This window comes from Sphaerimonospora sp. CA-214678, assembly GCF_050942215.1.
In the GTDB taxonomy this organism is placed as follows: Bacteria; Actinomycetota; Actinomycetes; order Streptosporangiales; family Streptosporangiaceae; genus Sphaerimonospora.
This window is the reverse complement of sequence record NZ_CP192056.1, coordinates 5,685,600-5,711,362: the sequence shown is the minus strand read 5'-3', so window position 1 is coordinate 5,711,362 and position 25,763 is coordinate 5,685,600. Positions and strand designations below refer to the sequence as shown.

Sequence of the window (25,763 nt, the reverse complement as noted above, 5' to 3'; positions counted from 1 at the left end):
ACGCTGCTTCCGGCCCCTTTCGCGGGTGATACCCACCCGAAACGCTGCGGCGAGTGAGTGAGACCGTGACCAAACCCCTCAATCCCCTTGATCGTTTCTTCTTCATTTCGGCGCGTGGTTCGACCGTCGGCCAGGAGGTACGCGGCGGCTTCGCCACGTTCTTCACGATGGCGTACATCGTCGTGCTCAACCCGATCATCATCGGTACCGTCGCCGACAAGACCGGACAGTTCCTCGGCGGCGGCGAGGCGCCCAACCTGCCCATGGTGGCGGCGGCGACGGCCTTCGTGGCGGGCATTTTGACGATCGCTATGGGCGTGTTCGGCCGGGTGCCGTTCGCGCTGGCGGCCGGCCTCGGCCTGAACGCGTTCGTGGCGTTCGGCATCGCGAGCCAGATGACCTGGGAAAGCGCGATGGGTCTGGTCGTGCTGGAGGGCATCGTCATCGCGATCCTCGTGGTGACGGGCTTCCGTACGGCCGTCTTCCACGCGATCCCGGCCCAGCTCAAGACCGCGATCAGTGTCGGCATCGGCCTGTTCATCGCGCTGATCGGGTTCGTCGACGCCGGGTTCGTACGGCGCATGCCCGATGCCGGCGGCACCACGGTTCCCGTCAAGCTGGGCGTGGCGGGCAACGGGTCGCTGACCGGGTGGCCGACCCTCGTCTTCGTGATCGGCCTGCTCCTCATGGCGTTCATGGTCGCCCGCAAGGTGAAGGGCGCGATCCTGCTCGGCATCGTCGGCACGACCGTGCTGGCGATCGTCGTGGAGGCCATCGCCAAGCTGGGCCCACAGGTCGTGGACGGCAAGCCCGCGGACCCCGACGCGTGGTCGCTGATCGTCCCGGGGTGGCCGTCGAAGCTGTTCGAGGTGCCGGACCTGTCGCTGCTCGGCCGGTTCGACCTGTTCGGCGGCTTCGCGCAGATCGGTGGCCTCGCCGCCGTGATGTTCGTCTTCACGCTCATGCTCGCCGACTTCTTCGACACCATGGGCACGATCGTGGGCGTCGGACGCCAGGCCGACCTGGTCGGCCCGGACGGCACCATCGAGCGCACTCGCGAGATCCTGCTGGTCGACTCGATCGCGGCAGCCGCGGGTGGTGCGGCGAGCGTTTCGTCGAACACGACGTACGTCGAGTCGGCCGCCGGCGTCGGCGAGGGCGCCAGGACCGGACTGGCCAGCGTGGTCACCGGCCTGCTGTTCCTGCTGGCCATGTTCTTCGCGCCGCTGACCGAGATCGTGCCGTTCGAGGCGGCGACCCCGGCGCTCGTGATCGTGGGCTTCCTCATGATGACCCAGATCAAGGACATCGACTTCAGCGACTTCGAGATCGCGATCCCGGCGTTCCTGACGATCGTGCTGATGCCGTTCACCTACTCGATCACCGTGGGCATCGGCGCCGGCTTCGTCAGCTATATCGCGATCAAGGCTTTCCGCGGCAAGCTCCGCGAGCTCCACCCCCTGCTGTGGATCGTGGGCGCGCTGTTCGTCGTCTACTTCACGCTGGAGCCGATCAAGGGACTGCTCGGCATCGCCTGATCATGTGCGTACGGCGGAGGCCGTCTCGGTGATCGCGTACCGCGGCGGCCTCCACGTGTGTTCGCGGAATGCGACCGGATGACATATAGTTAGCAAAGGTAATGAGTTATGCTAACGAACCCAGACGAGAACGCGACGAAGAACGCCGCGAGGAACGCGGTAGAGGACACCGAGAACCTACGGAGCGATGCCGGGCTCGCCGCGGCGCTGCGCGTTTCACTGGCGCGGCTGACGCGCCGGCTGCGCAAGCAGGCCGCGTATCACTCACTGACACCCACCCAGTTCGCGACGCTGTCCGCCGTCGGGCGTCACGGCGCCATCACCCCTGGCGAGCTCGCCGTGCACGAGAAGATGCAGCCGCCTTCGATGACTCGCGTGATCGCACAGCTGGAGGGGCGAGGGCTGCTGGAACGCACGCCCCATCCGACCGACCGGCGGCAGGTGACGGTCAGCCTGACGGATCCGGGGGCGGTGCTGCTCAAGGAGGAGCGTCGCGCCAAGGAGGCGTGGCTGGCACAGCGGATCAGGGAGCTGACGCCGGAGGAGAGGGCGACACTACGGGCGGCGGCGCCGATTCTGGAGAAGCTCTCCAAGATCTAGCCGACCGGGAATCAGGCTCAGGTGGCATGTTCCGCTCGCTGCGGAACCACAACTATCGGCTCTTCGCCGCCGGCGGCGTCATCTCCAACACCGGCACCTGGATGCAGCGGACCGCGCAGGACTGGCTCGTCCTCGACCTCACCGGCGGCAGTGGTTCCGCGCTCGGCGTGACGGTCGCGCTGCAGTTCCTCCCCGTGCTGCTCTTCGGGCTGTGGGGCGGCATGCTCGCCGACCGCTATCCCAAGCGCCGGGTGCTCGTCGTGGCCCAGGCGATGCTCGGTCTGCTCGCATTCACCATGGGCGTACTCGTCGTGACCGGCACCGTTCAGGTGTGGCACGTCTACGTCATGGCGTTCGTGCTGGGTCTGGTCGCCTGTGTCGAGGTGCCGACCCGGCAGTCGTTCGTGGTGGAGATGGTGGGCCGCCGTGACCTGCCGAACGCCATCGCGCTGAACAGCTCGTCGTTCAACCTGGCCAGGATCGTCGGTCCGGCCGTGGCCGGCGTCCTCATGTCCTGGATCGGCACCGGACAGATCTTCCTGCTGAACGCCGCCTCGTTCCTGGCGGTGATCGCCGGGCTGCTGCTGATGCGGCCGTCCGAGTTGCGCACCCCGGAGCCCGTCCCACGGGCGAAGGGCCAGCTCAGGGAGGGCCTGCGGTACGCCGCCAGTCGGCCCGGCCTGCTGCTGCCGCTGCTGATCGTCGGGTTCGCCGCGATATTCACCCAGAGCCTGTCCACCGGCATCGCGCTGATGGCCAGAGAGGTCTTCGGCGCGGGAGCCTCCTCCTTCGGCATCGCGTCCAGCGCGTTCGCCGTGGGGGCGTTCGGCGGTGCGCTGCTGGCGGCCAAGAGGGTCAAGCCCAGCCGGCGGTTCCTGATCGCGGGCGCGCTGAGCTTCGGCGTGTTCCAGATCGCCGCGGGATTCGCCCCCGCCTACTGGGCGTACCTGATGCTGCTCGTCCCCGCGGGGATGGCCGTGATCACGGTGAACACGACCGCCAACACGTTCGTGCAGCTCGGCTCCTCGCCGGAGATGCGCGGCCGGGTCATGGGGATGTACGTGCTGGTCGTCACCGGAGGAGCGCCCATCGGTGCGCCGCTGGTCGGCTGGCTGGCCGAGCTGGTCAATCCCCGGGTGGCCGTCGCGACCGCCGGGGCGCTCACCGTCGCGGGCGTCGGCCTCGCCGTGCTGCTCACCCGGGCGATCGCCGCGCGCATCGGCGCACGGGAAGAGGCCGCGCAGGGTCAGATCCGTACGCGGCGGAACGGCGCCTCTCAGAACGGCGCCTCTCAGAACGGCGCCTCTCAGAACGGGGTCTCGCGGGAGGGGGCATCGCGTGACAGGGCGGGGGGACACTTGCCGAGTGAGCAGATTGTTCGTCGCGCTGCTGCCTCCGCCTGAGACACTGGCCGAGGTCGCCGCGGCGGTGGAGTCCGTCCGGCCCGGCTGGTCCAGGCTGCGCTGGATCGACCCGGCGCTGTGGCACGTGACGCTCGCCTTCCTCGGTGAGGTGCCCGATCGGGTGCTGCCCGAGCTGGGCGTACGGCTGGCCCGGGCGGCCGCCCGCCACCGGCCGGTCACGCTGTCGTTCGCCGGCGCGGGGGCCTTCCCGTCGGCCGGGCGTGGCCGTGTGTTCTGGCTCGGCCTCACCGCGGTCCCGCCGCTGCCGCGGCTGGCCGACTCGGTCGCGGCCGGTGCACGCCGCGCCGGGGCGGGGGAGCAGGACCGCAAGCGGTTCCACCCCCATCTCACGCTGGCCCGCTCACGCGACGGCGACGACCTGCGCGATCTCGTCGGTTCGCTGAGCTCGTTCAGCGGCCGAGCCTGGCGGGCGGATGCCGTACACCTGGTCAGCAGCCACCTCGGGTCGTCCGTACGCTACGAGCCCCTCGAGGCGTATTCGCTGGGAGGCTGACGGACCAGGCTGAAAACAGCCCGAAGTCGGTGACGGTCCGTGTCACGGTCTCGATCAGGTTCTGGCCGTGCGTGCTCTGCCCGCCGCTCGCTCGCCTGCCTGTCTGCCGAGCGCCTCGTACGGCGAGGCCCCCCGCGAGGCGGTGTTCCGGCCCGTGGGCACGGAGAAAGCGGCGCCCGGCGCCAAGGCGGCTTCAGCCGTTCCGGCGCTGGTTGGCGGGCATCACACACATCGGGGTTATCGGTCTGCCCGGGATGACGGCCCTGCCCAGGAGGCCGGGCGGCGCGAGACGGGCTGTGCCGGGTGCCGCGTCGGAGGTCGCGGTCGTCGCGGTTCCGGCCGTCGCGGTCATCGGGTCACCCCCGCGATCCGTCGTGCCGCTCCAGTGTCGAGCGCCCGCACTCGCCGGCCCGGCCCACGACCCCAGGTGAAGAACCAGTCGCCGTCGTGGGTCGAGACCCTGACCGTGAGGTGATCGGTGGCAGGTGGGAACACCAGCGCGGGCTCCCCGTCACAGGGGAGTGCGACGGCAGAGCCGTACCCCAGCTCACGCAGGTCCCAGGCGAGCCGCACCAGGTGGATGTACTGCTGATGTGTTCGTCTGCCTGGTCGCATGCGCATGCCCTCCGGATGCCGCCACATCGATGAACGATTTCTCAGCCGAGACAGCCCAGATGTCATTCATGCGGATTCGACGACGGAGGGCCAGATTTCAACGGACCAGACTGTCGTCGCTGCTGTCTGGAGACGCTATGAGGCCATCCGCGTGTGGACCTATCCTGAGCACGTATCCCGCACGATGATCGAGGAGGCCAGGCAGAAATGGATTTAAGCGGCGCGCAGTGGCGGAAGTCATCGTATTCCGGCGACAACGGAGGCCAGTGCGTGGAGGTCGCCGGAAACCTTCCGGGGGTGGTCGCGGTGCGTGACAGCAAGGATCCTGGCGGTCCCGCGCTGGTCTTCACCCCTGACGAATGGCGGGCGTTCATCAGCGGTGTCAAGGCCGGGGATTTCGACCGGTGACGTCGGCCGTTCCGCATGGCTGTGGCGCGTGACCCCACGGCGACCCCACGGCGAGAAGCCCCGGGGCCGATCGCGGGGAGCCGATGACGGCGACTGTTCGATGACGACCATCGGCCGGAGCCGGTCGACGATGTGAAGCGATCGCCTCGCCGCCACGTTGTCCGCCCCTTCCGGATCACGCCAGGCGGGGCAGCAGCAGGCGGGCCACGTCGAACGCTCGGCTGATCGGGGACCGGTTCGCGCCGGGTGTCCACGCCCCAGCCGTCCATACGTCCGACAGGACCGCCTTGACGAAACCCCAGGCCACCACGCGGTCGAGCGGCATCGCCAGTTCGTCGGCCACCTGCTCGACCCGGGCCGGGACCAGTGCGGTCAGCGCCTCGTCACGGTCGTCCGGGCCCGGGTTGTACAGCAGTGTGCCGACGTCATAGCCCGGGTCGCCCACGAGGCCGTGGGGATCGATCGCGAGCCATGGCTCACGGGTTCCACGCAGAACGTTGTCGTGGTGCAGATCGCCGTGCAGTACGACGTGCTCATCGGCCGACTCGCACAACTCGAGCATCAGCCCGCCCGCGTGCGTGACCAAATCCAGCGGCAGCGGACCGTTGTCGCCATGTGCGGCCGCATAGCGGTCGAACGCCTCGATCTGCGACGACGCATCGGAGATCCGATGGCCGGGCGGCGGCGGCACGTGCAGTCGTCGCATGACGGCGGCCAACGCGGACGTCGCCTCGGCGTCCCGGGCCGGGACCAGGTCACGCAGGCGCCGACCGGGGGTGACACGTTCCAGCAGGAGCGCGCCCCGGTCGTGGTCGACGTTCAGCAGCCGAGCCGCCCCCCGGCCGCCGAAGGCGGCGAGAGCGGCGGCCTCAGCCGGTGACGTACCGCCCGGCACTCCCAGCTTGAGCACGGCCGGGGTGCCCCCGGGGCAGACGACCCGGGTGACGTAGTGGTAGGACGGCGCGTACGGCTCCCCCACCGTCAGGTCCCAGTCGCGGACCATGGCGCTCAGGACGGACGGGAGCTCGGCCAGCCATCGGGCGCCGTCGTCGCCCCACGCCTCCAGGACGTTCCTGCTCAGCTCCTCCGTGACCACGACGCGACGATATCTTTCCGGATCTTCGCGGCGTGAGATCCGCGGCAGGCCGATCGGCGGCGGACTCCGTGACCAGGGCGGGGCCGAGCCCCGTCCTGCCCGCCCCGGGGAGCGGAGGGAAGCGTCCCCGGGGCGTACATCACCGACCTATGTACAGGACGGGTGAGACCTTGGTCCCTGGAATGCGCGGCCCTCACGCGATATGAGGGCCCGGCGGCCCACCCGTTAGGGTGGAGACGTGGATCGACCTCGAAACTGGGTGCTGCCCGCTGTGCTGGTGCTGCTCTTGCTCATCGTGGTCGTCGGCGCACTCCTGGGCGGTTGATCACCAGGCGTACTCCTCCGGCGCGGTCTTGTAGCCGGGGAAGATCTCTTCGATGCGGGCCGAAGCCTTGTCGTCGAGCCTGACCTCCAGGGCGCGTACCGTGCCGTCGAGCTGGGCGATCGTACGGGGACCGATGATCGGTGCGGTGACGGCCGGCCGGGTCAGCAGCCAGGCGAGCGCCACGTTGGCCGGGTCCTCGCCGATCTCGTCGCAGAACGCCTCATAACGCTCGATCTTGTCCCGGTGCTTGTCGAGCTCGGCGACCATCTGCTCGGAGGCCGACCGGCCCTTGTCCATCTTCCGCAGGATGCCGCCGAGCAGTCCGCCGGCGAGTGGACTCCACGGGATCAGCCCGAGCCCGTAGTCCTCGCACGCCGGGATGACCTCCAGCTCGGGGGTCCGTACGAGCAGGTTGTAGTGGGACTGCTCGCTGACCAGCCCCAGGAGGTTTCGGCGGCGGGCGGTCTCCTGGGCCTTGGCGATGTGCCAGCCCGCGAAGTTGGAGGAGCCGACATAGAGGATCTTGCCCTGCTGCCGCAGCACCCCCATGGCCTCCCAGAACTCCTCGAACGGGGTGTTCCTGTCGATGTGGTGCGCCTGGTAGAGGTCGATGTAGTCGGTCTGGAGGCGCTTGAGCGAGGCGTCGGCCGCCCGCCTGATGTTCAGCGCCGACAGGCGGCCGTCGTTCGGCCAGTCGCCCATGTCGCCGTAGAGCTTGGTCGCGATGACCGTGCGCTCCCGTCGGCCGCCGCCCTTGGCGAACCAGCGGCCGATGATGTTCTCGGTGATCCCCTCACCCTTCTTCCAGCCGTAGACGTTGGCCGTGTCGAAGAAGTTGACGCCCAGCTCGTGGGCGCGATCCATGATCGCGTGAGAGTCCTCCTCCGTCGTCTGCGGGCCGAAGTTCATCGTGCCCAGGCAGAGCTTGCTGACCTTCAGTCCGGTGCGTCCAAGCTGTGCGTACTCCATACCGACCACGATAAGAACCTGGAGTGAACTCCAGTCGAGCGGACACGGCGCCGCCTGTCATTTTCAGGTACGTCCGGGGTCTCGGACGCGGTCCTCGCGACTCCGCTCCCGGCTCGGCTGCGGGACCGGATCCCGATCGGTCGGGTCGGCACCCTCGATGAGATCATCCGTACCGTGCTCTGGCTCGCGTCCGACGAGGCCGGCTTCGCCGTGGGCCCCGACCTCGTCGACGGCGGCGCGGCCGCCTGAGGACACCTGTGGCGGGTCGATGGGTCGCGGCGCCGGTCTCGCGATGAGACCGGTGCCGATCCGGGTCAACGTTTGCTGACCAGGCTCATAACCTGCCTGAACGGGCGTTCGACGCGAGGAAGGGCGGCATCGGGGAAGATTGCCACATGGGGAGCGCATCGGCTGGATCGGTACGGCGGTCTCGCGGGGACGACCGGCGGCGCGGGAGGCCGGCGCCCCCGGGACGGGTCGCGCACCCGATGCGGATCCTGGCGGCGCTCCTCGTGGCATCGCCCGTCGTGGTGGCGCCGGCCCTGCCGCTTCCGGCGAACGCGGTGGCCGCTCGGGCGGCGGACGACGAGGGGCGGCTGCTGTTCAAGTTCCGTGACCCGCGCATCGCCGAGTCGAGCGGGATGGCGATGTCGCCCACGCACAAGGGCATCCTCTACACCCACAATGACAGCGGCGACGGCCCGAGGTTCTTCGCCGTCGGCATGGACGGGCGGACCCGGGCCACGTTCACGATCTCCAATGCCGAGGCACGCGACTGGGAGGCGATGGCCGCCACGGTCGACCCCAAGACCGGCCGGGGTGTGCTGTGGTTCGGCGACACCGGGGACAACAACCGCGTCTGGCCGGACATCTCGGTCTACAAGGTGATGGAGCCCAGGACCATGCGGGACGCGACCGTCCAGGCGACCAGGTACCGCTTCCGGTACGAGGACGGCAAGCATGACGCCGAGGGCCTGATGGTGCACCCTCGCACCGGCCGCCTCTACATCGTGAGCAAGGAGTTCTCCGGATCCGTCTACGCGGCTCCCGCCAGGCTGCGCACCGACAGGGTGAACGTGCTGCGCCGCGTCGGCCCGGCGCCCCTCATGGCCACCGACGCGGCCTACGCGCCCGACGGATCGAGCTTCGTGATCCGCACATACTTCTCCGCGTCCGTCTACCGGGCGCCCGGGGAACTCCTCGCACACCTGACGATGCCGCCGCTGGACCAGGCCGAGTCGATCACCTACACACGGGACGGCACCGCGGTGCTCGTCGGCTCGGAGGGCGCATCGAGCCCGGTCTACCGGGTGACGCTGCCGCGGCAGGCCCGTCCGCACGCCACGCCGTCCGCCTCATCCGCCGCGCGTACGGCGAGGCCGACGGCCTCCCGCGCGGCCGCGCGGGAGGATCGCCGGCCGGTCGACGGCGTGGCCGTGCCGATGGGCCTGTTATGGATCGCCGTCGCCGTGGGGGCGATCGGCGTCATCGGCGTGATCGCGTACCGGACCGGCCGCTGATCCGCTGTAGTGAGCGATCAGGCCTGGTCAGGAGCGCGCGTACACGCGGTGGACGAACTCGGCCAGCTTGCTGTCCGGCAGTTCCTTGGCCAGATCGGCCTCACTGATCATGCCGGCGATGCGGCCGTTCTCGATCACGGGCAGCCGCTTGATCTGGTTCTGCTCCATCGTGAGCAGCGCCTCCTCGACGCTGGTCTGGGCGTCCACCCAGACGAGGCCGCCGGCCAGTTCGCCCGCCGTGCACTTCTCGATGTCCCTGCCCTCGGCGCAGCATTTGATCACGATGTCGCGATCGGTGATGATCCCCTTGAGGCGGTCGTCCTCCCCGCAGATCGGCAGCGCGCCGACGCCGAGGTCGCGCATCATCTCGGCCGCGCGACGCAGACTCTCGTGCTCGCCGATGCACTCCGCGCCCGGATGCATGACGTCGCGAGCGGTTTTCCCGGCACCCTGTGTAGTCATCTGTGACCCCCCGAATAGGAGTTGCGGACTGGTTCGGGGGCCCATACCCGGTTTAGCCGCTTGGATTCCCGTTCGACGCGCACGCCCGCTCCGGCGACCATCTCCAACCTGGGCATTGCCGGTCAAATAGCTTTAACGGTGCCCTTACCGCATATGCCCTAGAGTGTGCGCGCCATGGTCACTGAATCATCCGAAGCCAGGCTATTGATCGTCGAGGACGAGCCGAACATCCTGGAGTTGCTGTCCGCGAGTCTGCGATACGCGGGCTTCGAGGTGCACTCGGCGTCCAACGGAAGTGAGGCGGTCGCGGCGGCCCGGCGTCATCGGCCCGACCTCATCGTGCTCGACGTCATGTTGCCCGACATGGACGGTTTCGACATCGTGCGCCGGATGCGCGGTGGTGGTACGCGGACGCCCGTGGTCTTCCTCACGGCGCGGGACGCCACCGAGGACAAGATCCGTGGTCTCACCCTGGGCGGGGACGACTACGTGACCAAGCCGTTCAGCCTCGAAGAGGTCATCGCGAGGATCCGCGCCGTGCTGCGCCGTACGTCGGGTGGCGTGGTGGCCTGCTCGCCGCGGCTGGCGATCGCCGACGTCGAGCTGGACGAGGAGTCGCACGAGGTCTGGCGGGCGGGCAGCGCCATCCCGCTGTCGCCGACGGAGTTCAAGCTGCTGCGCTACTTCATGGCCAACGCCGGGAGGGTGCTCTCCAAGGCGCAGATCCTCGACCACGTGTGGGACTACGACTTCCGGGGCGACGCCGGGATCGTCGAGTCGTACGTGTCGGTACTCCGCCGCAAGCTCGACAACCGGCATCCCCGGCTCATCCACACTCTGCGCGGCGTGGGGTACGTCATGCGCGTTCCGCCCAACGGCGTCTGAGACCGTCGTGTCCGGACGAACTCCGCTGCGCATCACGCTCAGTGCGGCCATGCTCGCGCTGGTCGCCGTCGCGCTGGCGGTGTTCGGGGTGAGCAGCATGTCCGTGCTCCGCGACTATCTCGTCACGCGGGTGGACGGGCAGTTGCACGGCATCGCCACCGATGCCGCCCTGCGGGCGCAGCGAGGCCCCACCGCGTTCAGCAGGCTGAGGGTGCCCCCCGAGGGCCGGGTGGAGGTCCGCGACCGCGAGGGCAGGACGATCCTGGCGCAGGCCGGGATGGCGGTGGAGAACGTGCCGGGCCCGGTGGCCGTGACGTCCTCGGTCCCGCGGACCGTGCCCGCCATGTCGGGGGACGGACGCTGGCGAGCCAAGGTCCTCCCCATCGACGGAGTGGGCACCATGGTCGTCGCCATGGACCTGGCCTCGGTCACCCAGATAACCACCCAGCTCGCCGTCATCGAGTTGCTGTGCGGTGCGGTCGTCATGACCGTGCTGGCCGTGGTCGGGGTGGTGGTCGTACGGCGGAGCCTGCGGCCGCTGACGGAGATCGAGGCGACGGCCGCGGCCATCGCCAAGGGACACCTCGGCAGCCGGATCCACGACCACCACCACCCCCGCACGGAGGTCGGCAGCCTGGCCCGCTCACTCAACGGCATGCTGGCGCAGATCGAGTCGGCGTTCCAGGCCCGCGCCGCGTCGGAGGCCGCCGCCCGCGAGTCGGAGTCGCGGATGCGGCGGTTCATCGCCGACGCCTCCCACGAGCTGCGTACGCCGCTCACGTCGATCAGGGGATTCGCCGAGTTCTACCGGCAGGTGCCCGGGTCCGATGTCACGCGGCTGATGGAGCGGATCGAGAGCGAGGCGTCCCGGATGGGGCTGCTCGTCGAGGACCTGCTGCTGCTCGCCCGGCTGGACCAGCAGCGTCCGCTGCAGCAGCAGCCGGTGGACCTGCTGGCCATCGCGGCCGACGCCGTACACGACGCGCGGACGCTCTGCCCGGATCGCGACGTATCGCTGGTGATGGAGGGGGAGACGGCACTGATCGTCTCCGGTGACGAGGTGCGGCTGCGCCAGGTCGTGGGCAACCTCGTGAACAACGCGACCACCCACACCCCCGCCGGAACCCCGATCACGGTTCGGGCCGGAACTGACGGAGATCAGGCGTTCATCGAGGTGGCGGACAAGGGGCCCGGACTCACCGCCGAACAGGTGGCCAGGGTCTTCGAACGCTTCTACCGTGCGGACCCGTCGCGGAAACGGCCGGCGGGGGGGAGCGGGCTCGGCCTCGCCATCGTCGACTCGCTCATGCGGGCCCATGGCGGGAGCGTGAGCGTACGGTCGGAGCCGGGAGCCGGGGCCGCCTTCCGCGCCGTCCTCCCGCTGGCTCCCGAAGCGCTGCTCTGAAGGGTCTGCCCGGCACCGGCGCCGCGCCGACGAGGCGTCCACCCTGAATCCGATGACGGCCGCCGGCCGGGGTGCGGCCGACCCGATCCGGTCGGCGTATGGCCGCGGTCTTCCATCCGCGCGGGAACGTTCCTTCATGCGGACCCGGAGGGAGTTACCCGGGGACGTCCGGTGCCGACGATTGGCGGCGACTCCTTCGTTCCCCATTGTCGCAATCGAGATATATGAATTCAACCCGTTGACTCGACTGTGCTGCTCGTATAAAGTCCAATTTTGTGGGAGCGCTCCCAAATGCTCATCATCTCTGGAATCCGCTCAGTCATCACGTTTAATTCGGTGTCATCCTCGCCGATCGCTTGCATTCTGGTCTTCTGGTTACGTGCCGTCCATACTCGAATGCTGGGGAGATAGACAATGGGCAGATTAACGAAGCGTGATGTGTGGGATGCGTATCTGCAGACCATACGTTCTCCGTCGGTGCTTTTCTCTGATTCGGCGGGCGCCGGCCTGTTACGGCTCCTGACGCTCGGCGGAAGGCTGCCTTTCCGGTCCGCGATCAGCAGTCTCACGATCAGAGAAAAGGTGATATTCCAGCATGTGCTGGGGCGTGAGCAACTCCGCCTGATCGACCCGCTGGCTCAGCAATTCGAGACCTGCAACGTGATCGTGACCCATTCTGCCCTTGGCCGGATGACTTTGCACGAGGTAGGCAGGAACGACCCGGCGGTCTCCGAGGACGTCGTGGCCGGCATTCACCTGCCCGAATGGCTCACCGGGCAGATCGAGGAGGAGGCGGCGGCGGAGCAGGCGCTCGAGGATCACGAACGGGCCGGCGTCGACGCGCTTCTCGCCCGCTGGCGCGATGAAGGCGTGCTCATGACCAAGCTGAACGAGGTGATCGACTGGGTGGAGCGCGTCGAGACGGTCTTCGTCTACATCGGGCGCGTGCTGTTCTCCCGATCGGACTCGGGCTCCTCGACTCTGATCAAGGGCAGGCTGCTACCCGCCCTGCGCACCCGGCCGCTTGAGGAGTGGACGCCGGAGGAGCGGCTGTTCGTCGGCGCGATGCAACTGCTGTTCCGCACCGGTCGCGCAGTCCGATTCGAGCAGTTCAACGGGCGCCAGCTCAGCGCGACGCGGCTGCGCGGGGTGCTGCTGCGGCTGTGCAGCGGCTACCGTCTCGCCCTCGGCATGCGGGCCGACGCCGATCTGGCCACGATGACGCTCGAAGATCTCGCGACGACCGTGCGCGACCTGGTGTCCGCTGTGGACGAGAGCAGGTACGTCAGGTATCGGCGTGTCAACGGACTGACGTACGCGAAAGACGAGTTCGTCCTTCCGTGGGACGTGTCGGACCGCGCGCTCACGGAGGTGCCGCCCGTCCTGGCCGCGCTCGCCGCGCGCCATCGTGGGGAGCCGCCGGGTGTCGACGCCGACCCCCGCGAGCTGGTCGGAGAGCTCACCGCACGGGCGGTCGAGATCGCGGTGCTCGACGGGGACGTCACCGCCCTCGAAGAGGTTCTGAACGCCATTGTCCTGGGAGCCGTGCTGGCCACGCACGGGGACTACGCGATGACGAGCGGAATACGCGACCTGGCCGATATGGCGGTCGCGGAGAACACGCCGCAAAAGATCCTCGAATTGCGTAAGAACAATTTCTTCTGCTGTGTCGTTCCCGACCCGGCCCTGGCTCGGCGCATGCCCGGTGCGGAGCTGTCCGAGGTTCTCTGGCAGGTAGCCCAGCGTATGATGTACAACCGTTGGCACTTCATCCCCGGCAATTTCGACCGGGAGCAGATCCCGCAGCAGCGGCACTATTTCTTCCCGCCCCTGGTCCCGGACATCGGGGAATGGTGCGACCAGCGGCACGGAGGTCACACCAGATCGCAGGTGCGCTTTACTCTGCGGGCGCCCGGAGCGGCCATGTGGATGCCTGCCTTCACCCCCGAGGGGCACGCTTATCGCGGATGCTACGACATCCGCGTGGTCAGGATGGACGGTGAACCTTTCACACTGGCCGACCTGCGGATGGCCTCACGCTATTCCGGTCTGATCGACGTGTACTGGAGGGAAGTGGCCAAGCGGTCGGAGGCGGGTGGCTTCCCGCCGCCCGTGATCAAGTCGTACGGCGCGGACTGGTATCGCGAACAGCGCTGGAGCACGTCCCTGGCCCAGCTCGTCCGAGACATGGAGACCCCATCGTGTACCAGGTTGTGACGAACGCGTGTCGGCAGTACTCGATCTGGCCGGTCGGTACGCCGATCCCCGCCGGATGGGAGGCCGTCGGCGGTCCCGGGGAACGACAGCGGTGCCTGGCCCGGATCGAGGAACTGTGGACGGACGTCTCATCCTCGCGCGGAAAGCACGGCGACCCCGCGGTGGCGGTGGACCAGTGGCTGACCGGGGCGGCGGTCGCCCCGCCTGAGGTGCACCCGGAAGTGTCCTCGGTCCGCGGTGTCCGGATACCGATTCCCGACGTCGGCATCCACGCGTTGATCGAGGCGTGCTGCGACCGGCGGCCGCAGCAGATCGCGCTGCGCTACAAGGATGAGATCATCACCCGGGCGCAGCTGGCGGAACGCACGCGGGCCTGGGCGGACGCCTTGTGCGACGCCGGGGCACGTCACGGGCGACCTGTCGCCGTTCTGCTTCCCCGGTCGGCGAAGGCGGTGCTCGCCATCGTCGCGGTCCTGCGCGCGGGCGCCGCCTACCTGCCGCTCGCCATGGCCGACCCGCCGTCGCGGCTGCTGACCATTCTCGCGGACGCCGGCGATCCACTGGTGATCACCGATGACCGGGGGCGGGCCATCCTGGGGGGCTACCGGGGGCCGGTGCTCTCCGTGGACGGGCTGGACGACGTCGGGGTGGAGCGCCGTGAGGGGGCGGTGGCCCGGCCGGCGACGGTGTCCGCCGCCGATCCGGCGTATGTGATGTACACCTCGGGTACGACCGGAGCACCCAAGGGCGTCCTCGGCACCCATGGTCAGCTCGTCAACTACGTCCGGTGGTGCGCGGAGGAGTTCGCCCTCCGGCCCGGGGAACGCGCACTCCTGCACGCCCCGCTGCACTTCGTGGGGTCGGTGATGACGCTGTTCACCGCGCTGGTCGCGGAGTGGGAGCTTCAGGTCGCCCCGGAACCGGTCGGGTTCGACGAACTGGTGGATCTCGCCCGTGGCGGCCCCTGCGGCTTCCTCAAGCTCACCCCCTCCCATGTACGGGCGCTCACCGCACTCGGCGACGTCAACGGTATGGCCCGGCTGGTCATGATCGGCAGCGAGCCGCTCTATCTCACGCGGGAGTTCGCCGACTGGATCGTCGGCAGCGACGGCGCCCGCTTCGCCAACCACTACGGGCTGAGCGAGACGTGTGGCTGCACGTGGCATTGGGTCGGTGACGACGCGACGCTGGGGGCACGGCTGCCGGTCGGGCGGCCGATCATCAACGCGGAGGTCCACATCCTCGGTCCCGACGGGACGCGGGTTCCCTTCGGGGAGACGGGCGAGCTGTGCATAGCGGGCCAGGTGATCGCCGCGGGGTACCACGGCCAGGCGGCGCTCACCGCGGAGCGATGGACCCCGCATCCCTGGGGCGCGCCCGGCGAACGGCTGCTGCACACGGGCGACCTGGCTCGGATGTCGCCCGACGGCACCGTCGACGTACTGGGCCGCGCCGACCGCCAGGTCAAGATCAGGGGACACCGGGTCGCACTGCCGATCGTGGAGGAAGCCCTGCGCCGCTGCCCGGACGTCGCGGAAGCGGTGGTCATCACGACGCAGGCCGAGAGCGGAGGACACCGGCTGACGGCGTATGTGCGGCCGGTGCCCGCAGCGTGCGTGAACCCGGACGACCTGCGCTCTCGGCTGGAGCAGGAGTTGCCGCAGGCGTCGGTTCCATCCCGCTTCGTCGCGGTCTCCCGCTTCCCGCTCACCCCCAACGGCAAGGTCGACTACGGTAGCCTGCCGCAGGTCCCGGCGATGAGACCGGCGACGGCGGGGCCGTTCTCCGAACCGGAGACCGAGACGGAGGCGGCGCTGTGCGCTCTGTTCGCCCGGGTGCTGCAGCTCGAGACCGTGGGAGCCGACGACGACTTCTTCGATCTCGGCGGGGACTCGCTGAGCGTGGTCGAACTGGTCACCGTGGCCGATGACGAGCTGGGCGCCGAGATGGGCATCGGCGAGCTCTTCGACCGTCGGACCCCGCGCCGCCTGGCCGAACTGGTCGGCGAGCACGTCCTGCCGTCATGACCGGCGAAGGGCTGCGTGTCCGCTTCCGGGCTGAGCCGGACATCGGGCCGATGACATGGGGCCAGCTCCATATCTGGCGCCCCCTGAAGTGGTTCGGGGACGCCTCGGCCGCGTTCAACCTGCGGCGGGTGGTCGCGGTGGACGACGGCGCCGTCCCACCCCGCGCCGTAGGCGACTGGCTGCGTCACCTCGTTGAGAGCCATCAGGTCCTGCGTACGCACTTCGTGGACGACCCGGACGGCGTCGGGCAGATCGTCGCCGCCGAGGGCGAGTACACGGTCGAGGTCGTGGAGGCCGGTGAGGCGGACCCGGCCGTCGTGGCCGAAGAGTGCGCCCGGCGGCTGGCCGCCGCGCCGTTCCTGCTCGACCGGGAGTGGCCGGTACGGCTCGGCCTGATCTGCCGGGGTGATCAGGTGTTCGCGATCGCCCTGGTGGCGTCACACGTCGCACTCGACGGCTGGGCGATCGAGCGGCTGACCGACTCGGCGAGCGGACTGCTGCACGGGGAAGCCGTCGATTTCGTCACGGAGTGGCAGCCTCTGCGGCAGGCGGCGTACGAGAGGTCGGAGCGGGGTCGCCGTCAGGCGGCCAAGGCCATCGGCTTCTGGCGGGCCGGGCTGGGCGAACTTCCCGACGAGCCGCAGCGGTCGCCGAATCCGGTCCTCGGCGAGCCGCGTGTGCAGCGCTGGGCGTACCGCTCCGATGAACTCGCCCTCGCCTCGATGCGGCTCGCGAAGCGTACGGGGACGTCCAGCTCCGCCGTCCTGCTGACGCTCGCGGCAGCGGTGCTGGGCATCCTGCGCGGCCGATCGACGGTCGCGATGCAGCTCATCGCGGCCAACCGGTACACATCGCGGCAGCGGCGGCTTCTCGCCGCCGCGGCCCAGGACGGCCTGTTCGTCTTCCGGACCCCGGAGACCGACCTGGACTCGACGGTCCAGGCGGTCTACCGGCAGGCGACGGAGGCGTACTTCCACGCGCAGTACGACCCCGACGCGCTCGGGGCGCTGAAGGATGAGGTGAACCGGAGCCGACGGCATCCGATCGACCTGTCGGGCTACTTCAACGACGCGCGGCTGGGCCGGGACTGGCAGGTGCCGGACCTGCCCGGTCCGCCGGCGCCACCGGCGTTCATCGGCGGCTTCGACCGGCACGACATGACGTTCTGCCTGGGGCTGGCGCAGCGCGGGGCTTCGTGTGAGGTATCGCTGCTCGCCGACACCGCCCTGGTGCCGCCCGGGGACATCCCGCGTGTCCTGGTCGGGGTGGAGACCGTCCTGACCACGGCCTCCCACCGGCAGGTGGAGATGCGCGAACTGCCGGTGCTGTTCGGTCTCGCCGACAGCACCCGGGACACCTCTTCAGAGTCGCCGACGAGAAACGGAAATCGCTCATGACAACCACGTCCGTGCCCCTCACCGAACTGCTCGCCGTCGGCGCCCCGGAACTGTGGGACGTCGAACTCGCCCCGGACAACCGCTATCAGACGCGAACCGTCACCGTGCGGGAGGTCACGGACGCCGTGGTCGCCACCTTGCGTGCCGGATTCGACGGCCTGGCGCCCGATGACTTTCCCCGGCTGATCGTCGGGTGGGGGCGGTGCCGCGTCGGGTCGACCGCGATCACCAATCTGTTCGGCATGGCCGGGATCTCTTCCTACTACCAGCCCGTCAAGACCATCGCCCGCTTCGTGCTCAGCGGTGGCGAGGGCGCGCCGTGGCGGCTTCCCGACGGAGAGCCGGTGCTGTTCGCCAAGGAGATGGCCGGTCCTTACGTGCCGTACGAGTGCGTGTTCAATCCCGTCCAATGCCTGATCGACGCGGGCTGGCCGGCCGGCCGCCTGCACCTGCTCGTGCTCGACCGTGACCCGGCCGCCTGTCTCGACTCGTGGATGGCCAAATGGGCACCGAAGATCGGGAGGGACCGGGTCGTGGCCAACTTCCGCCTGTCGACGGCCAACTACCTGGCGATGCGCGCCTTCGCGGAGCAAGCCGGCGTGACCACGACCCATTTCCCGTACGAGGCGAGCAGACGTCCGGAGATCGTCGTGCCGAGGCTGTTCGCCGGGCTCGGCGTGGCCGACCGCTTCAGCCCGGCGATCCTCACCGCATGGGGTGCGGCCGGTGATCTGAACTCCGACAGCGCCCGAATCCACTATCCGGCGGAGCCCGAGGCGTACGTGGTGCCCGGCCTGCACGGCAACGAGCAGGAGTACCGCTTCCGGGAGCGCGAGATCCGCGAACTGACGCCGCAGGAGCGTGCCGTCGCCGATGACCCGGGAGTGCGGGATCGCTACCGGGAGTCGATCGATCTCTGCCGTGCGGACCTCGACCTGGACGACGTGCTCGGCTCGGTGCTCTTCGGCTGAACGCGGGCGCCTGCACCGGCCGGTCGCGGCGACCGGCCCCGGGCGCGATCCTGCCCCGCCCGTACGTCAGGCCGTACGTCAGGCCTTCGCGTTCGCGGCCGTCTGCTCGGCCACGGCGAGCCTGACGCATATCGCGACCGCGTGCATGGCCTCGCGTACGTCGTCGACGGACGGGAAACTGGGTGCCAGCCTGATGTGCCGGTCACGCGGGTCCTGCCCCAGGGGAAAAGCGGCTCCGGCGGGGGTGAGCGCGACGCCGGCCTGTCCGGCGAGCCGGACCACCTCACGCGCACACCCGTCGGGCACGTGGAGGCTGAGGAAGTAGCCCCCCTTGGGGGTGGTCCACTCGGCGATGCCGTACGGGCCGAGCTCGGCCTCCAGAACCTCGTAGACGGCGGCGAACTTGGGCCGGAGCAGCTCGCGGTGGCGCTCCATGTGGCGGCGCACGCCGTCCGCGTCGCCGAAGAACCGGACGTGCCGCAACTGGTTGATCTTGTCGGGGCCGATCGTCTGCTTGGCCATCAGGCCGAGGAGCCACTCGATGTTCGCGGGCGAAGATCCGACGAAGGCCACCCCGGACCCGGCCATTGTGATCTTGGAGGTCGAGGCGAAGACGAAGGCGCGGTCGGGATTGCCGGATTCCTCGCAGGCGGAGAGGATCGGCGGTATCTCGATGCGCTCTTCCGTCAGGTGATGCACCGCGTAGGCGTCGTCCCAGAACAGACGGAAGTCCGGAGCGGCCGTCGGCATCGCCGCGAGCCTGCGTACGCACTCGTCGCTGTAGACCTCGCCCGTCGGGTTGCTGTACCTGGGCACACACCACATGCCCTTGATCCGCGGATCGCTCGCCACCAGCTTCTCGACCGCCGCCATGTCGGGCCCCGCACCGGTCAGCTCCACCGGCACCATGCCGATGCCGAACCGTTCGGTGATCGCGAAGTGGCGGTCGTATCCCGGGGCCGGGCACAGGAAGAGCACCTCCGGCTCGTCGGCCCAGCGGCGCTTGGCACCGGGCAGGGGCGACAGCTGCGCCTGCACGATGATGTCGTGCATCAGCGTGAGGCTGGCGTTCCCGGCGGCCAGGAGCTGGTCGGCCGGTATCCGCAGCAGCTCGGCGAAGATCGCCCGCAGTTCGGGCAGACCTCGGAGGCCGCCGTAGTTGCGGCAGTCGGTGCCGTCCGCCGCCCGCACGTCGCCTTCGGCCGGTAGCCGCAGGAGGGGGCCGGAAAGATCGAGCTGCGCCGGGGACGGCTTACCGCGGGTCAGGTCCAGACTCAGGCCTCGGGCGCACAGGTCGGCATAGGCCTTCCGTGCTTCGTCGAGGTGGATCGTGCCCTGTCGAAATGACTCGCTCGCCGGATCAAACAACGCCGATCCTCCATGTGGACGCCTGTGCCTTGGCCGGGGATCAATGTACCAACCCCGGCCGGGGATCATCTCGGGGAGTGGCGGCGAAGGCGCGGCACCGAGTGCCCTCATCTTCGCAGGAAACCCTCAGGATCGGCCAAGGTAGCCCGAAGCGGGGTTTGCCATGGTCTTAAGACCATGCGGTCAGTGACGAGGCGCACAGCGGTGTCCGCCGACGGCGCGGGAGGTCCGGCCCGCGGGGAGGGAGTGTCATGAGGGCGAACGTTCGCACCAGCACCGGAGGCGCCCTCGGCGCGGCGGCGCGCGGCGAGAAGTCGGCGGGCCGCCTGCTCGTCGTCGACGATGAGCCGAACATCCTGGAGCTTCTCACGGCCAGCCTGCGGTTCGCCGGGTTCGACGTGGTGACCGCCTCGACCGGCGCCGAGGCCATGCTGGCCGCCGAGCGGGATCGGCCCGACCTGATCGTGCTCGATGTCATGCTGCCGGACATGGACGGCCTGGCCGTCGCCGACCGGCTGCGCGGAGCCGGGCCGCGGATCCCGGTGGTCTTCCTCACCGCCAGGGACGCGACCGAGGACAAGATCGCCGGGCTGAACAAGGCCGACGACTACGTGACGAAGCCGTTCAGCCTGGAAGAGGTCATCGCGCGGATCCACGCCGTGCTGCGCCGTACCCGTGGCGAGGAGGGGCCGTCGCGGCTCGAGGTCGCCGACCTGGAGATGAACGAGGACACCCGGCAGGTGTGGCGGGCGGGCCGGCCCGTACGGCTGTCGCCGACCGAGTTCAAGCTGCTGCACTATTTCATGGTCAACCAGGGCAGGGTCCTCTCGAAGGCGCAGATCCTCGACCACGTGTGGCACTACGACTTCGGCGGGGACGCCAACGTCGTCGAATCGTACGTCTCCTACCTGCGGCGGAAGATCGACAGGATCGAGCCGAAGCTCATCCACACGATCCGCGGGGTGGGGTACGTGCTGCGCGCTCCACGTCACTGAGCGAGGCGGCCGGGCCATCCCCGCCCGGCGGCCACCCGCGGAAGGTCCCGGCCTCCAGACCTCCAGGCCGAGAGCGGGGCCGAGAGGCGGAGACGGCGAGGCGAGCGGCGGTATCTAAGTGATTTGACCCGTTTTGTACGGGAAAACCGTCTTTATGGCGGGCGACGACGGGCCGGTCGGGGCGCAGCGGCTGCTCGGGGCGCTTCGGGAGCTGCGACGCCACCTCGACCAGGACCTGTTCCCGCTGGCCATCGGCGACGTCGCGGCCGACCGGCGCATGCTCAAGGAGCTGAGCGGACAGCTCGACGACTATCTGCTGCCCAGGCTGACCGCCATCGACGCGCCGCTACTGGCCGTCGTCGGCGGCTCCACCGGCGCGGGCAAGTCCACACTGGTCAACTCCCTGGTCGGCGCCGACGTCACCGAGCCCGGCGTGCTGCGGCCCACCACGCTCGCCCCGACCCTGGTCGCCAACCCCGCCGACGTCGCCTGGTTCACCGCCGCGCACGTCCTCCCCGGCATCCCACGCGCGACGGGCGGCGGCCGCGGCGAGCCGGGGACGCTCAGGATCGCCACGTCGGACGACCTGCCCGCCGGCCTCGCGCTGCTGGACGCCCCCGACGTCGACTCGGTCGTCAGCGCCAACCGCGAGCTGGCTGCGCAGCTCCTGGCCGCGGCCGACCTCTGGCTGTTCGTCACCACAGCGGCCCGCTACGCGGACGAGGTCCCGTGGAGCTTCCTGCGCAGCGCCCGCGAACGCAGCACCGCCCTGGCCGTCATCCTGCAGCGGGTGCCCCCGGAGGCGAGCGGGCCCGTGACCGCCGACCTGACCCGCCTGCTCAGGGAGAACGGCCTGGCCGGCGCGCCGCTGTTCTCTGTGCCCGAGCTGGAGCTGACATCGGAGCGCGCCAGGCTGCCGGCTTCGGCCGTACGGCCGATCTCCGGCTGGCTGGCCGGGCTCGCGGCCGACGCACGCTCACGGGCCGCGGTCGTACGGCGGACCCTCACCGGGGCGCTGGACAGCGTCGCGGTCAGGGTGCCGGAACTGGCCGACCGGGTCGACCGGCAGCAGGCCGGCATCGCCGAGCTGCGCGCCGTGGTGGATGAGGCGTACGCGTCGGCCCTGCACGGGTTCGACGAGGGCATGCGGGACGGCGTGCTGCTGCGCGGTGAGGTGCTGGCCCGCTGGCAGGACTTCGTCGGCACCGGCGACCTCATGCGGTCGCTGCAGTCCCGGGTCGCGCGGCTGCGTGACCGGGTCACCGCGGCCGTCACCGGCCGCCCGACTCCCGACCGGGAGCTGAGCGTGGCGCTGGAGAGCGGCGTCGCCGCGTTGATCCGCGCGGTGGCCGACGGTGCGGCCGAGCGATCGGTCGAGTCGTGGCTGGCCCGGCCCGCCGGCCGGGACCTGCTGGAGAGGTCCGGCGTGGCGGTCACCGGCCGGCTCGGCCGCGCCGGCGCCGAGCTGCCCGGCCGGGCCGAGACGGCCGTACGCGCCTGGCAGAGTCACGTGCTCCACCTGGTCAGGTCGGAGGGGGCGGATCGGCGGACCCTGGCCCGGGCCGCGTCGTTCGGCGTCAACAGCCTGGGCGTGCTTCTCATGCTGGCGGTGTTCTCCGCGACCGGGGGGATCACCGGCATCGAGGTCGGCATCGCCGGCGGCACCGGAGTGCTGAGCCAGAAGCTGCTCGAGGCGGTCTTCGGCGACCAGGCCGTGCGTGAGCTGACCCGCTGCGCCCGAGAGGACCTCCGCCGCAGGGTCGGCCTCCTTCTCGACGGGGAGCGCGCGCGGTTCACCTCCCTGCTGACGGGGCTCGGGGGCGCGGCGGACACGGCGGCACGGCTGCGGGAAACGGCGCGGGCCGTACGGGAGAGACGGGAAAGGCAGCCGCTTTGAAGCTTCTCGGCAGGAAGGCGGGGCCTCCGCTCGACGACCGGCTCGCGGCGCTCGCGGAGGCGGCCGGCCTGGCGGAGGGACGGCTCGGCGCGGCCGCGATCGACCGGGCACGCGACGTGGTCGACCGGGCCGGGGTGCGGCGTGGCCTGTCGGTGGAGCACACGGCCGTCGCGCTCGCCGGAGCCACCGGCAGCGGGAAGTCGTCGCTGTTCAACGCGCTGGCCGGGGTCGATCTCGCCGAAGTGGGGGTGACCAGGCCGACGACCGCCCACGCCCAGGCGGCGCTGTGGCGCCCGGCCGGAGCCGGCCCGCTGCTCGACTGGCTCGGGGTGCCGCTGCGGCACACGGTCGCCGGCAGGGGGGCCTGCGGCCTGATCCTGCTCGACCTGCCCGATCACGACTCGATCGAGCTCTCACACCGGCTGGAGGTGGACCGGCTGGTCGGCGTGGTCGATCTGCTGGTCTGGGTGCTGGACCCGCAGAAGTACGCCGACGCGGCCGTACACGATCGGTACCTGCGCCCGCTCGCCCGCCACCGGGACGTCATGGTCGTCGTGCTGAACCAGATCGACCGGCTGCCCCGCCGGTCGATCTCCCGCTGTCTCGACGATCTGCGCCGGCTGCTCGCCGCCGACGGGCTGCGGGACGTGCCGGTGCTGGGGGTGTCGGCCCGGACCGGAGAAGGCGTCGCCGAGCTGCGCACCCTGCTCGATCGGCGGGTGTCCCGCCGCCGGGCCTGGGCGTCGCGGCTGGCCGCTGACGCCGCCACGGCCGCCGCGGCCCTGCGGGACTCGGCGGCGGCCGGCGGAGCGGGCCCGGGAGACCGCGTCGGATCGGACGGCGTCTCCGCCGACCGGCCGCGGGCTCGAGAGCTCGTCCGGGCGCTGGAACAGGCGGCGTCGGTGCCGCTGGTCGTCCGGGCGGTCGCCAGGGCCCACCGGCATCGGGCGGTCGCCGCGACCGGGTGGCCGGTGACGCGGTGGATGCGCAGGCTGCGTCCGGATCCGCTGCGCCGGCTGCGGCTGTCGGGCGGCGGCGACGCCCGCACCTCGCTTCCGGCGGCGACATCCGTGCAGGTGGCCGCGATGGAGCTGGCCGTACGCGATGTGGGCGCGGCAGCCGCTGCCGGTGTGCCGGAGCCGTGGGCGACGTCCGTACGGCACGCGGCGCGGTCGCGGACGCCGGAGCTGGCCGACGCCCTCGACCGGGCGGTGGCCACCACCTCGGTCGGCGTGTCGCGGACACCCCGGTGGTGGCGGGCGGCGGGAGCGCTGCAGTGGCTGCTGACCGCCGCGATGGCGGCCGGAGCCGGGTGGCTGGCCGTGCTCTTCGTGGTCGACTATCTTCTGCTGCCCCGGCCGCCCACGCCCACCCTGGACCGGGTGCCGTGGCCGACCGCGCTGCTGGCGGGCGGGGCGGTGGCGGGGGTGTTCGTCGCGCTGCTCTGCCGGGCGGTCGCCTGGCTGGGCGGTCGGCGCAGGGCGCGGAAGGCGGCCAGGGCGCTGCGGGCGGCCATAGAACAGGTCGGAAACGAGCTGGTCATCGCGCCCGCGACGGCGGAGCTGGCGCGTTACGGACGATTCGTGGAGCGGGTCGCCGTGGCCGGGTCCTGATCCGCACCGGTCAGGTCGGCCAGATCGGCGGCCCGATCGCGTGCCTCGATCTGGCGCGGTCCCAGCTCGCTGTCCTCAGCCGCGGCCCTGGCCTCGGCGGCCGCCTGCTCGGCCGCTGCCACGGCGGCGCTGCCCGCCTCGCTCCGCTCACGCTCCCGTGTCGCCGGGGACGGCGGCAGCGATTCGGTGAACGCCTTGGACACGCCCTGAAGCGCCGAGGTCACCTCGCTCGGAATCACCCAGAACGTGTTGCCTTCACCCTGCGCGAGCTGGGGGAGGACCTGCAGGTACTGGTAGGCGAGCAGCTTGGGGTCGGGGTCGTTGCGGTGGACGGCCTGGAATACCTCGTCGATCGCCTGCGACTGGCCCTCCGCCTTGAGGATCTGCGCGGTGCGCTCACCCTCGGCGCGCAGGATCGCGCTCTGCTTCTCGCCCTCGGCGGTGAGGATCTGCGACTGCCGCTGGCCTTCGGCGGTCAGGATGGCGGCGCGCTTGTCCCGCTCGGCGCGCATCTGCTTCTCCATGGCCTCCTTGATGGTCCTCGGCGGGTCGATCGCCTTGATCTCGACCCGGTTGACCCGGATGCCCCACTTGCCGGTGGCCTCGTCCAGCACGCCCCGGAGCTGGCTGTTGATCGTGTCGCGCGAGGTGAGCGTCTGCTCCAGGTCCATGCCGCCGACGACGTTGCGCAGCGTCGTCACCGTGAGCTGCTCGACGCCCTGGATGAAGTTCGCGATCTCGTATTCCGCCGCCCTGGGGTCGGTGACCTGGAAGTAGAGCACCGTGTCGATGTCGACGACGAGGTTGTCCTCGGTGATGACCGGCTGCGGCTGGAAAGAGACCACCTGCTCGCGCAGATCGATCAGGCGATGGACCCGGTCGATGAACGGGATCACGAAGTTCAGGCCGGGACCCAGTGTGCGGTAGTACCGTCCCAGGCGCTCCACGTTGCCCGCTCTGGCCTGCGGGACGATGCGGACCGCACGCAACACCGTGAACACCACGACCAGGGCCACGATGATGCCGCCGATCAGAACAGAATCACCCATGCTCAAGCTCCCTCGGATAAACGAGGGCCGTCGCGCCCTCAATCTCGATCACGTCGACGGTCGTGCCGGCGGGGATGACGAGGCTGTCGTCATAGGCCCGGGCGGACCACTCCTCACCGCCGATGCGCACCCTGCCTCCGTGCGCGGTGACCTGAGTGGTCACGTAGGCCGGCTTGCCGATGAGAGCGGACACGCCGAAGCGCCGTAGCGGAGGCTGCCTGATGAGCCGCTGCGCGAGTGGCCGCGCCACGGCGAGCCCGGCGGTCGAGGCGGCGGCGAACACGGCGAGCTGGAGGCCGACCGGCAGCCCGACGAGGGCGGCTCCCGCCGTCAGCAGCGCCGCGGCGGACAGCAGCCCGAGAGCGGCGGTCAGCGTGAAGATCTCCGCGACTCCGAGCACCGCCGCCAGGATGAGCCAGATGATCCAGGACTCCATTTGCCGCCTCCATAAGCAATAACGAAGTCCGGTGGGGCGGAGTTCCCCTTTAA

24 protein-coding genes are annotated in these 25,763 nt (G+C 70.2%); 16 read left to right on the top strand and 8 right to left on the bottom strand.

The window, feature by feature from the left end; genetic code table 11:
• Positions 1–53 precede the first annotated feature (53 nt).
• The 4 genes from ACQP1K_RS25525 to thpR all read left to right on the top strand — a co-directional run bounded on the left by ACQP1K_RS25525 (position 54) and on the right by thpR (position 4,055).
• Positions 54–1,538 carry an NCS2 family permease gene (locus ACQP1K_RS25525; RefSeq protein WP_433498228.1) on the top strand — a complete coding sequence of 495 codons (1,485 nt, stop codon included), beginning with the start codon at positions 54–56 and terminating at the stop codon, positions 1,536–1,538.
• A 108-nt stretch (positions 1,539–1,646) separates the two neighbouring features.
• Positions 1,647–2,138: a MarR family winged helix-turn-helix transcriptional regulator gene (locus tag ACQP1K_RS25520; protein WP_433498227.1), complete on the top strand. Its 492-nt coding sequence runs from the start codon at positions 1,647–1,649 to the stop codon at positions 2,136–2,138.
• Positions 2,139–2,164: 26 nt separating this feature from the next.
• Entirely contained in the window at positions 2,165–3,541 is a 1,377-nt protein-coding gene (locus ACQP1K_RS25515) for an MFS transporter (protein WP_433498226.1), read from the top strand.
• The gene (gene thpR, locus ACQP1K_RS25510; protein WP_433498225.1) at positions 3,504–4,055 is read left to right on the top strand and encodes an RNA 2',3'-cyclic phosphodiesterase; all 552 of its coding nucleotides are present in this window, start codon (positions 3,504–3,506) and stop codon (positions 4,053–4,055) included. Before ACQP1K_RS25515 ends, thpR begins: the two co-directional genes overlap by 38 nt.
• Before the next feature lie 193 nt (positions 4,056–4,248).
• On the opposite strand, the gene ACQP1K_RS25505 is transcribed toward thpR, so the two are convergent.
• Together ACQP1K_RS25505 and ACQP1K_RS25500 are read right to left on the bottom strand one after the other, a co-directional pair.
• Positions 4,249–4,407 carry a hypothetical protein gene (locus ACQP1K_RS25505; protein ID WP_433498224.1) on the bottom strand — a complete coding sequence of 53 codons (159 nt, stop codon included), beginning with the start codon at positions 4,405–4,407 and terminating at the stop codon, positions 4,249–4,251.
• Complete coding sequence (locus tag ACQP1K_RS25500) at positions 4,404–4,676, bottom strand: hypothetical protein (protein WP_433498223.1); 273 nt, start codon at positions 4,674–4,676, stop codon at positions 4,404–4,406. Before ACQP1K_RS25500 ends, ACQP1K_RS25505 begins: the two co-directional genes overlap by 4 nt.
• 201 nt (positions 4,677–4,877) lie before the next feature.
• On the opposite strand from ACQP1K_RS25500, the gene ACQP1K_RS25495 reads away from it, so the two are divergent.
• Positions 4,878–5,078 carry a DUF397 domain-containing protein gene (locus ACQP1K_RS25495; protein ID WP_433498222.1) on the top strand — a complete coding sequence of 67 codons (201 nt, stop codon included), beginning with the start codon at positions 4,878–4,880 and terminating at the stop codon, positions 5,076–5,078.
• Positions 5,079–5,253: 175 nt separating this feature from the next.
• Here the strand turns inward: ACQP1K_RS25495 and ACQP1K_RS25490 are convergent, their stop codons facing one another.
• Both ACQP1K_RS25490 and ACQP1K_RS25485 read right to left on the bottom strand, forming a co-directional pair.
• Positions 5,254–6,174, bottom strand: a complete 921-nt coding sequence (locus tag ACQP1K_RS25490; RefSeq protein WP_433498221.1) for an aminoglycoside phosphotransferase family protein — start codon at positions 6,172–6,174, stop codon at positions 5,254–5,256.
• Positions 6,175–6,499: 325 nt separating this feature from the next.
• The gene (locus tag ACQP1K_RS25485; protein ID WP_433498220.1) at positions 6,500–7,468 is read right to left on the bottom strand and encodes an aldo/keto reductase; all 969 of its coding nucleotides are present in this window, start codon (positions 7,466–7,468) and stop codon (positions 6,500–6,502) included.
• 54 nt (positions 7,469–7,522) lie between these two features.
• Here ACQP1K_RS25485 and ACQP1K_RS25480 point away from each other — a divergent pair, with 54 nt between their 5' ends.
• Entirely contained in the window at positions 7,523–7,717 is a 195-nt protein-coding gene (locus tag ACQP1K_RS25480) for an SDR family oxidoreductase (protein WP_433501644.1), read from the top strand.
• A gap of 239 nt (positions 7,718–7,956) precedes the next feature.
• Positions 7,957–8,988 (top strand): hypothetical protein, encoded by a 1,032-nt coding sequence (locus tag ACQP1K_RS25475; protein ID WP_433498219.1) that lies wholly within the window; start codon positions 7,957–7,959, stop codon positions 8,986–8,988.
• Positions 8,989–9,015: 27 nt separating this feature from the next.
• On the opposite strand, the gene ACQP1K_RS25470 is transcribed toward ACQP1K_RS25475, so the two are convergent.
• Positions 9,016–9,450, bottom strand: coding sequence for a CBS domain-containing protein (locus ACQP1K_RS25470; protein WP_433498218.1), 435 nt, complete (start codon positions 9,448–9,450; stop codon positions 9,016–9,018).
• Positions 9,451–9,624: 174 nt separating this feature from the next.
• On the opposite strand from ACQP1K_RS25470, the gene ACQP1K_RS25465 reads away from it, so the two are divergent.
• The 6 genes from ACQP1K_RS25465 (at position 9,625) to ACQP1K_RS25440 (ending at position 18,352) form a co-directional block, all read left to right on the top strand.
• Positions 9,625–10,335, top strand: coding sequence for a response regulator transcription factor (locus ACQP1K_RS25465; RefSeq protein WP_433498217.1), 711 nt, complete (start codon positions 9,625–9,627; stop codon positions 10,333–10,335).
• A gap of 7 nt (positions 10,336–10,342) precedes the next feature.
• Complete coding sequence (locus ACQP1K_RS25460) at positions 10,343–11,740, top strand: sensor histidine kinase (RefSeq protein ID WP_433498216.1); 1,398 nt, start codon at positions 10,343–10,345, stop codon at positions 11,738–11,740.
• 582 nt (positions 11,741–12,322) lie between these two features.
• Positions 12,323–13,957 (top strand): hypothetical protein, encoded by a 1,635-nt coding sequence (locus tag ACQP1K_RS25455; RefSeq protein WP_433498215.1) that lies wholly within the window; start codon positions 12,323–12,325, stop codon positions 13,955–13,957.
• Positions 13,942–15,984, top strand: coding sequence for an AMP-binding protein (locus ACQP1K_RS25450; RefSeq protein WP_433498214.1), 2,043 nt, complete (start codon positions 13,942–13,944; stop codon positions 15,982–15,984). Before ACQP1K_RS25455 ends, ACQP1K_RS25450 begins: the two co-directional genes overlap by 16 nt.
• The gene (locus tag ACQP1K_RS25445) at positions 15,981–17,381 is read left to right on the top strand and encodes a condensation domain-containing protein (protein WP_433498213.1); all 1,401 of its coding nucleotides are present in this window, start codon (positions 15,981–15,983) and stop codon (positions 17,379–17,381) included. Before ACQP1K_RS25450 ends, ACQP1K_RS25445 begins: the two co-directional genes overlap by 4 nt.
• Complete coding sequence (locus tag ACQP1K_RS25440; protein WP_433498212.1) at positions 17,378–18,352, top strand: hypothetical protein; 975 nt, start codon at positions 17,378–17,380, stop codon at positions 18,350–18,352. The genes ACQP1K_RS25445 and ACQP1K_RS25440 overlap by 4 nt, the downstream gene beginning before the upstream one ends.
• A 78-nt stretch (positions 18,353–18,430) precedes the next feature.
• On the opposite strand, the gene ACQP1K_RS25435 is transcribed toward ACQP1K_RS25440, so the two are convergent.
• Positions 18,431–19,720 (bottom strand): aminotransferase class I/II-fold pyridoxal phosphate-dependent enzyme, encoded by a 1,290-nt coding sequence (locus ACQP1K_RS25435; RefSeq protein WP_433498211.1) that lies wholly within the window; start codon positions 19,718–19,720, stop codon positions 18,431–18,433.
• A 251-nt stretch (positions 19,721–19,971) separates the two neighbouring features.
• Between ACQP1K_RS25435 and ACQP1K_RS25430 the strand changes: the two genes are divergently transcribed.
• From ACQP1K_RS25430 to ACQP1K_RS25420, 3 genes are all read left to right on the top strand, one after another.
• On the top strand, positions 19,972–20,715 hold the full coding sequence (locus ACQP1K_RS25430) for a response regulator transcription factor (protein ID WP_433498210.1): 744 nt from the start codon (positions 19,972–19,974) through the stop codon (positions 20,713–20,715).
• 154 nt (positions 20,716–20,869) lie between these two features.
• On the top strand, positions 20,870–22,612 hold the full coding sequence (locus ACQP1K_RS25425; protein WP_433498209.1) for an ABC transporter: 1,743 nt from the start codon (positions 20,870–20,872) through the stop codon (positions 22,610–22,612).
• Positions 22,609–24,225, top strand: coding sequence for a GTPase (locus ACQP1K_RS25420; RefSeq protein ID WP_433498208.1), 1,617 nt, complete (start codon positions 22,609–22,611; stop codon positions 24,223–24,225). Before ACQP1K_RS25425 ends, ACQP1K_RS25420 begins: the two co-directional genes overlap by 4 nt.
• On the opposite strand, the gene ACQP1K_RS25415 is transcribed toward ACQP1K_RS25420, so the two are convergent.
• Positions 24,183–25,274 (bottom strand): SPFH domain-containing protein, encoded by a 1,092-nt coding sequence (locus ACQP1K_RS25415; RefSeq protein WP_433498207.1) that lies wholly within the window; start codon positions 25,272–25,274, stop codon positions 24,183–24,185. The genes ACQP1K_RS25420 and ACQP1K_RS25415 overlap by 43 nt on opposite strands.
• Positions 25,267–25,710 (bottom strand): NfeD family protein, encoded by a 444-nt coding sequence (locus tag ACQP1K_RS25410; protein ID WP_433498206.1) that lies wholly within the window; start codon positions 25,708–25,710, stop codon positions 25,267–25,269. The genes ACQP1K_RS25415 and ACQP1K_RS25410 overlap by 8 nt, the downstream gene beginning before the upstream one ends.
• Positions 25,711–25,763: the final 53 nt, after the last annotated feature.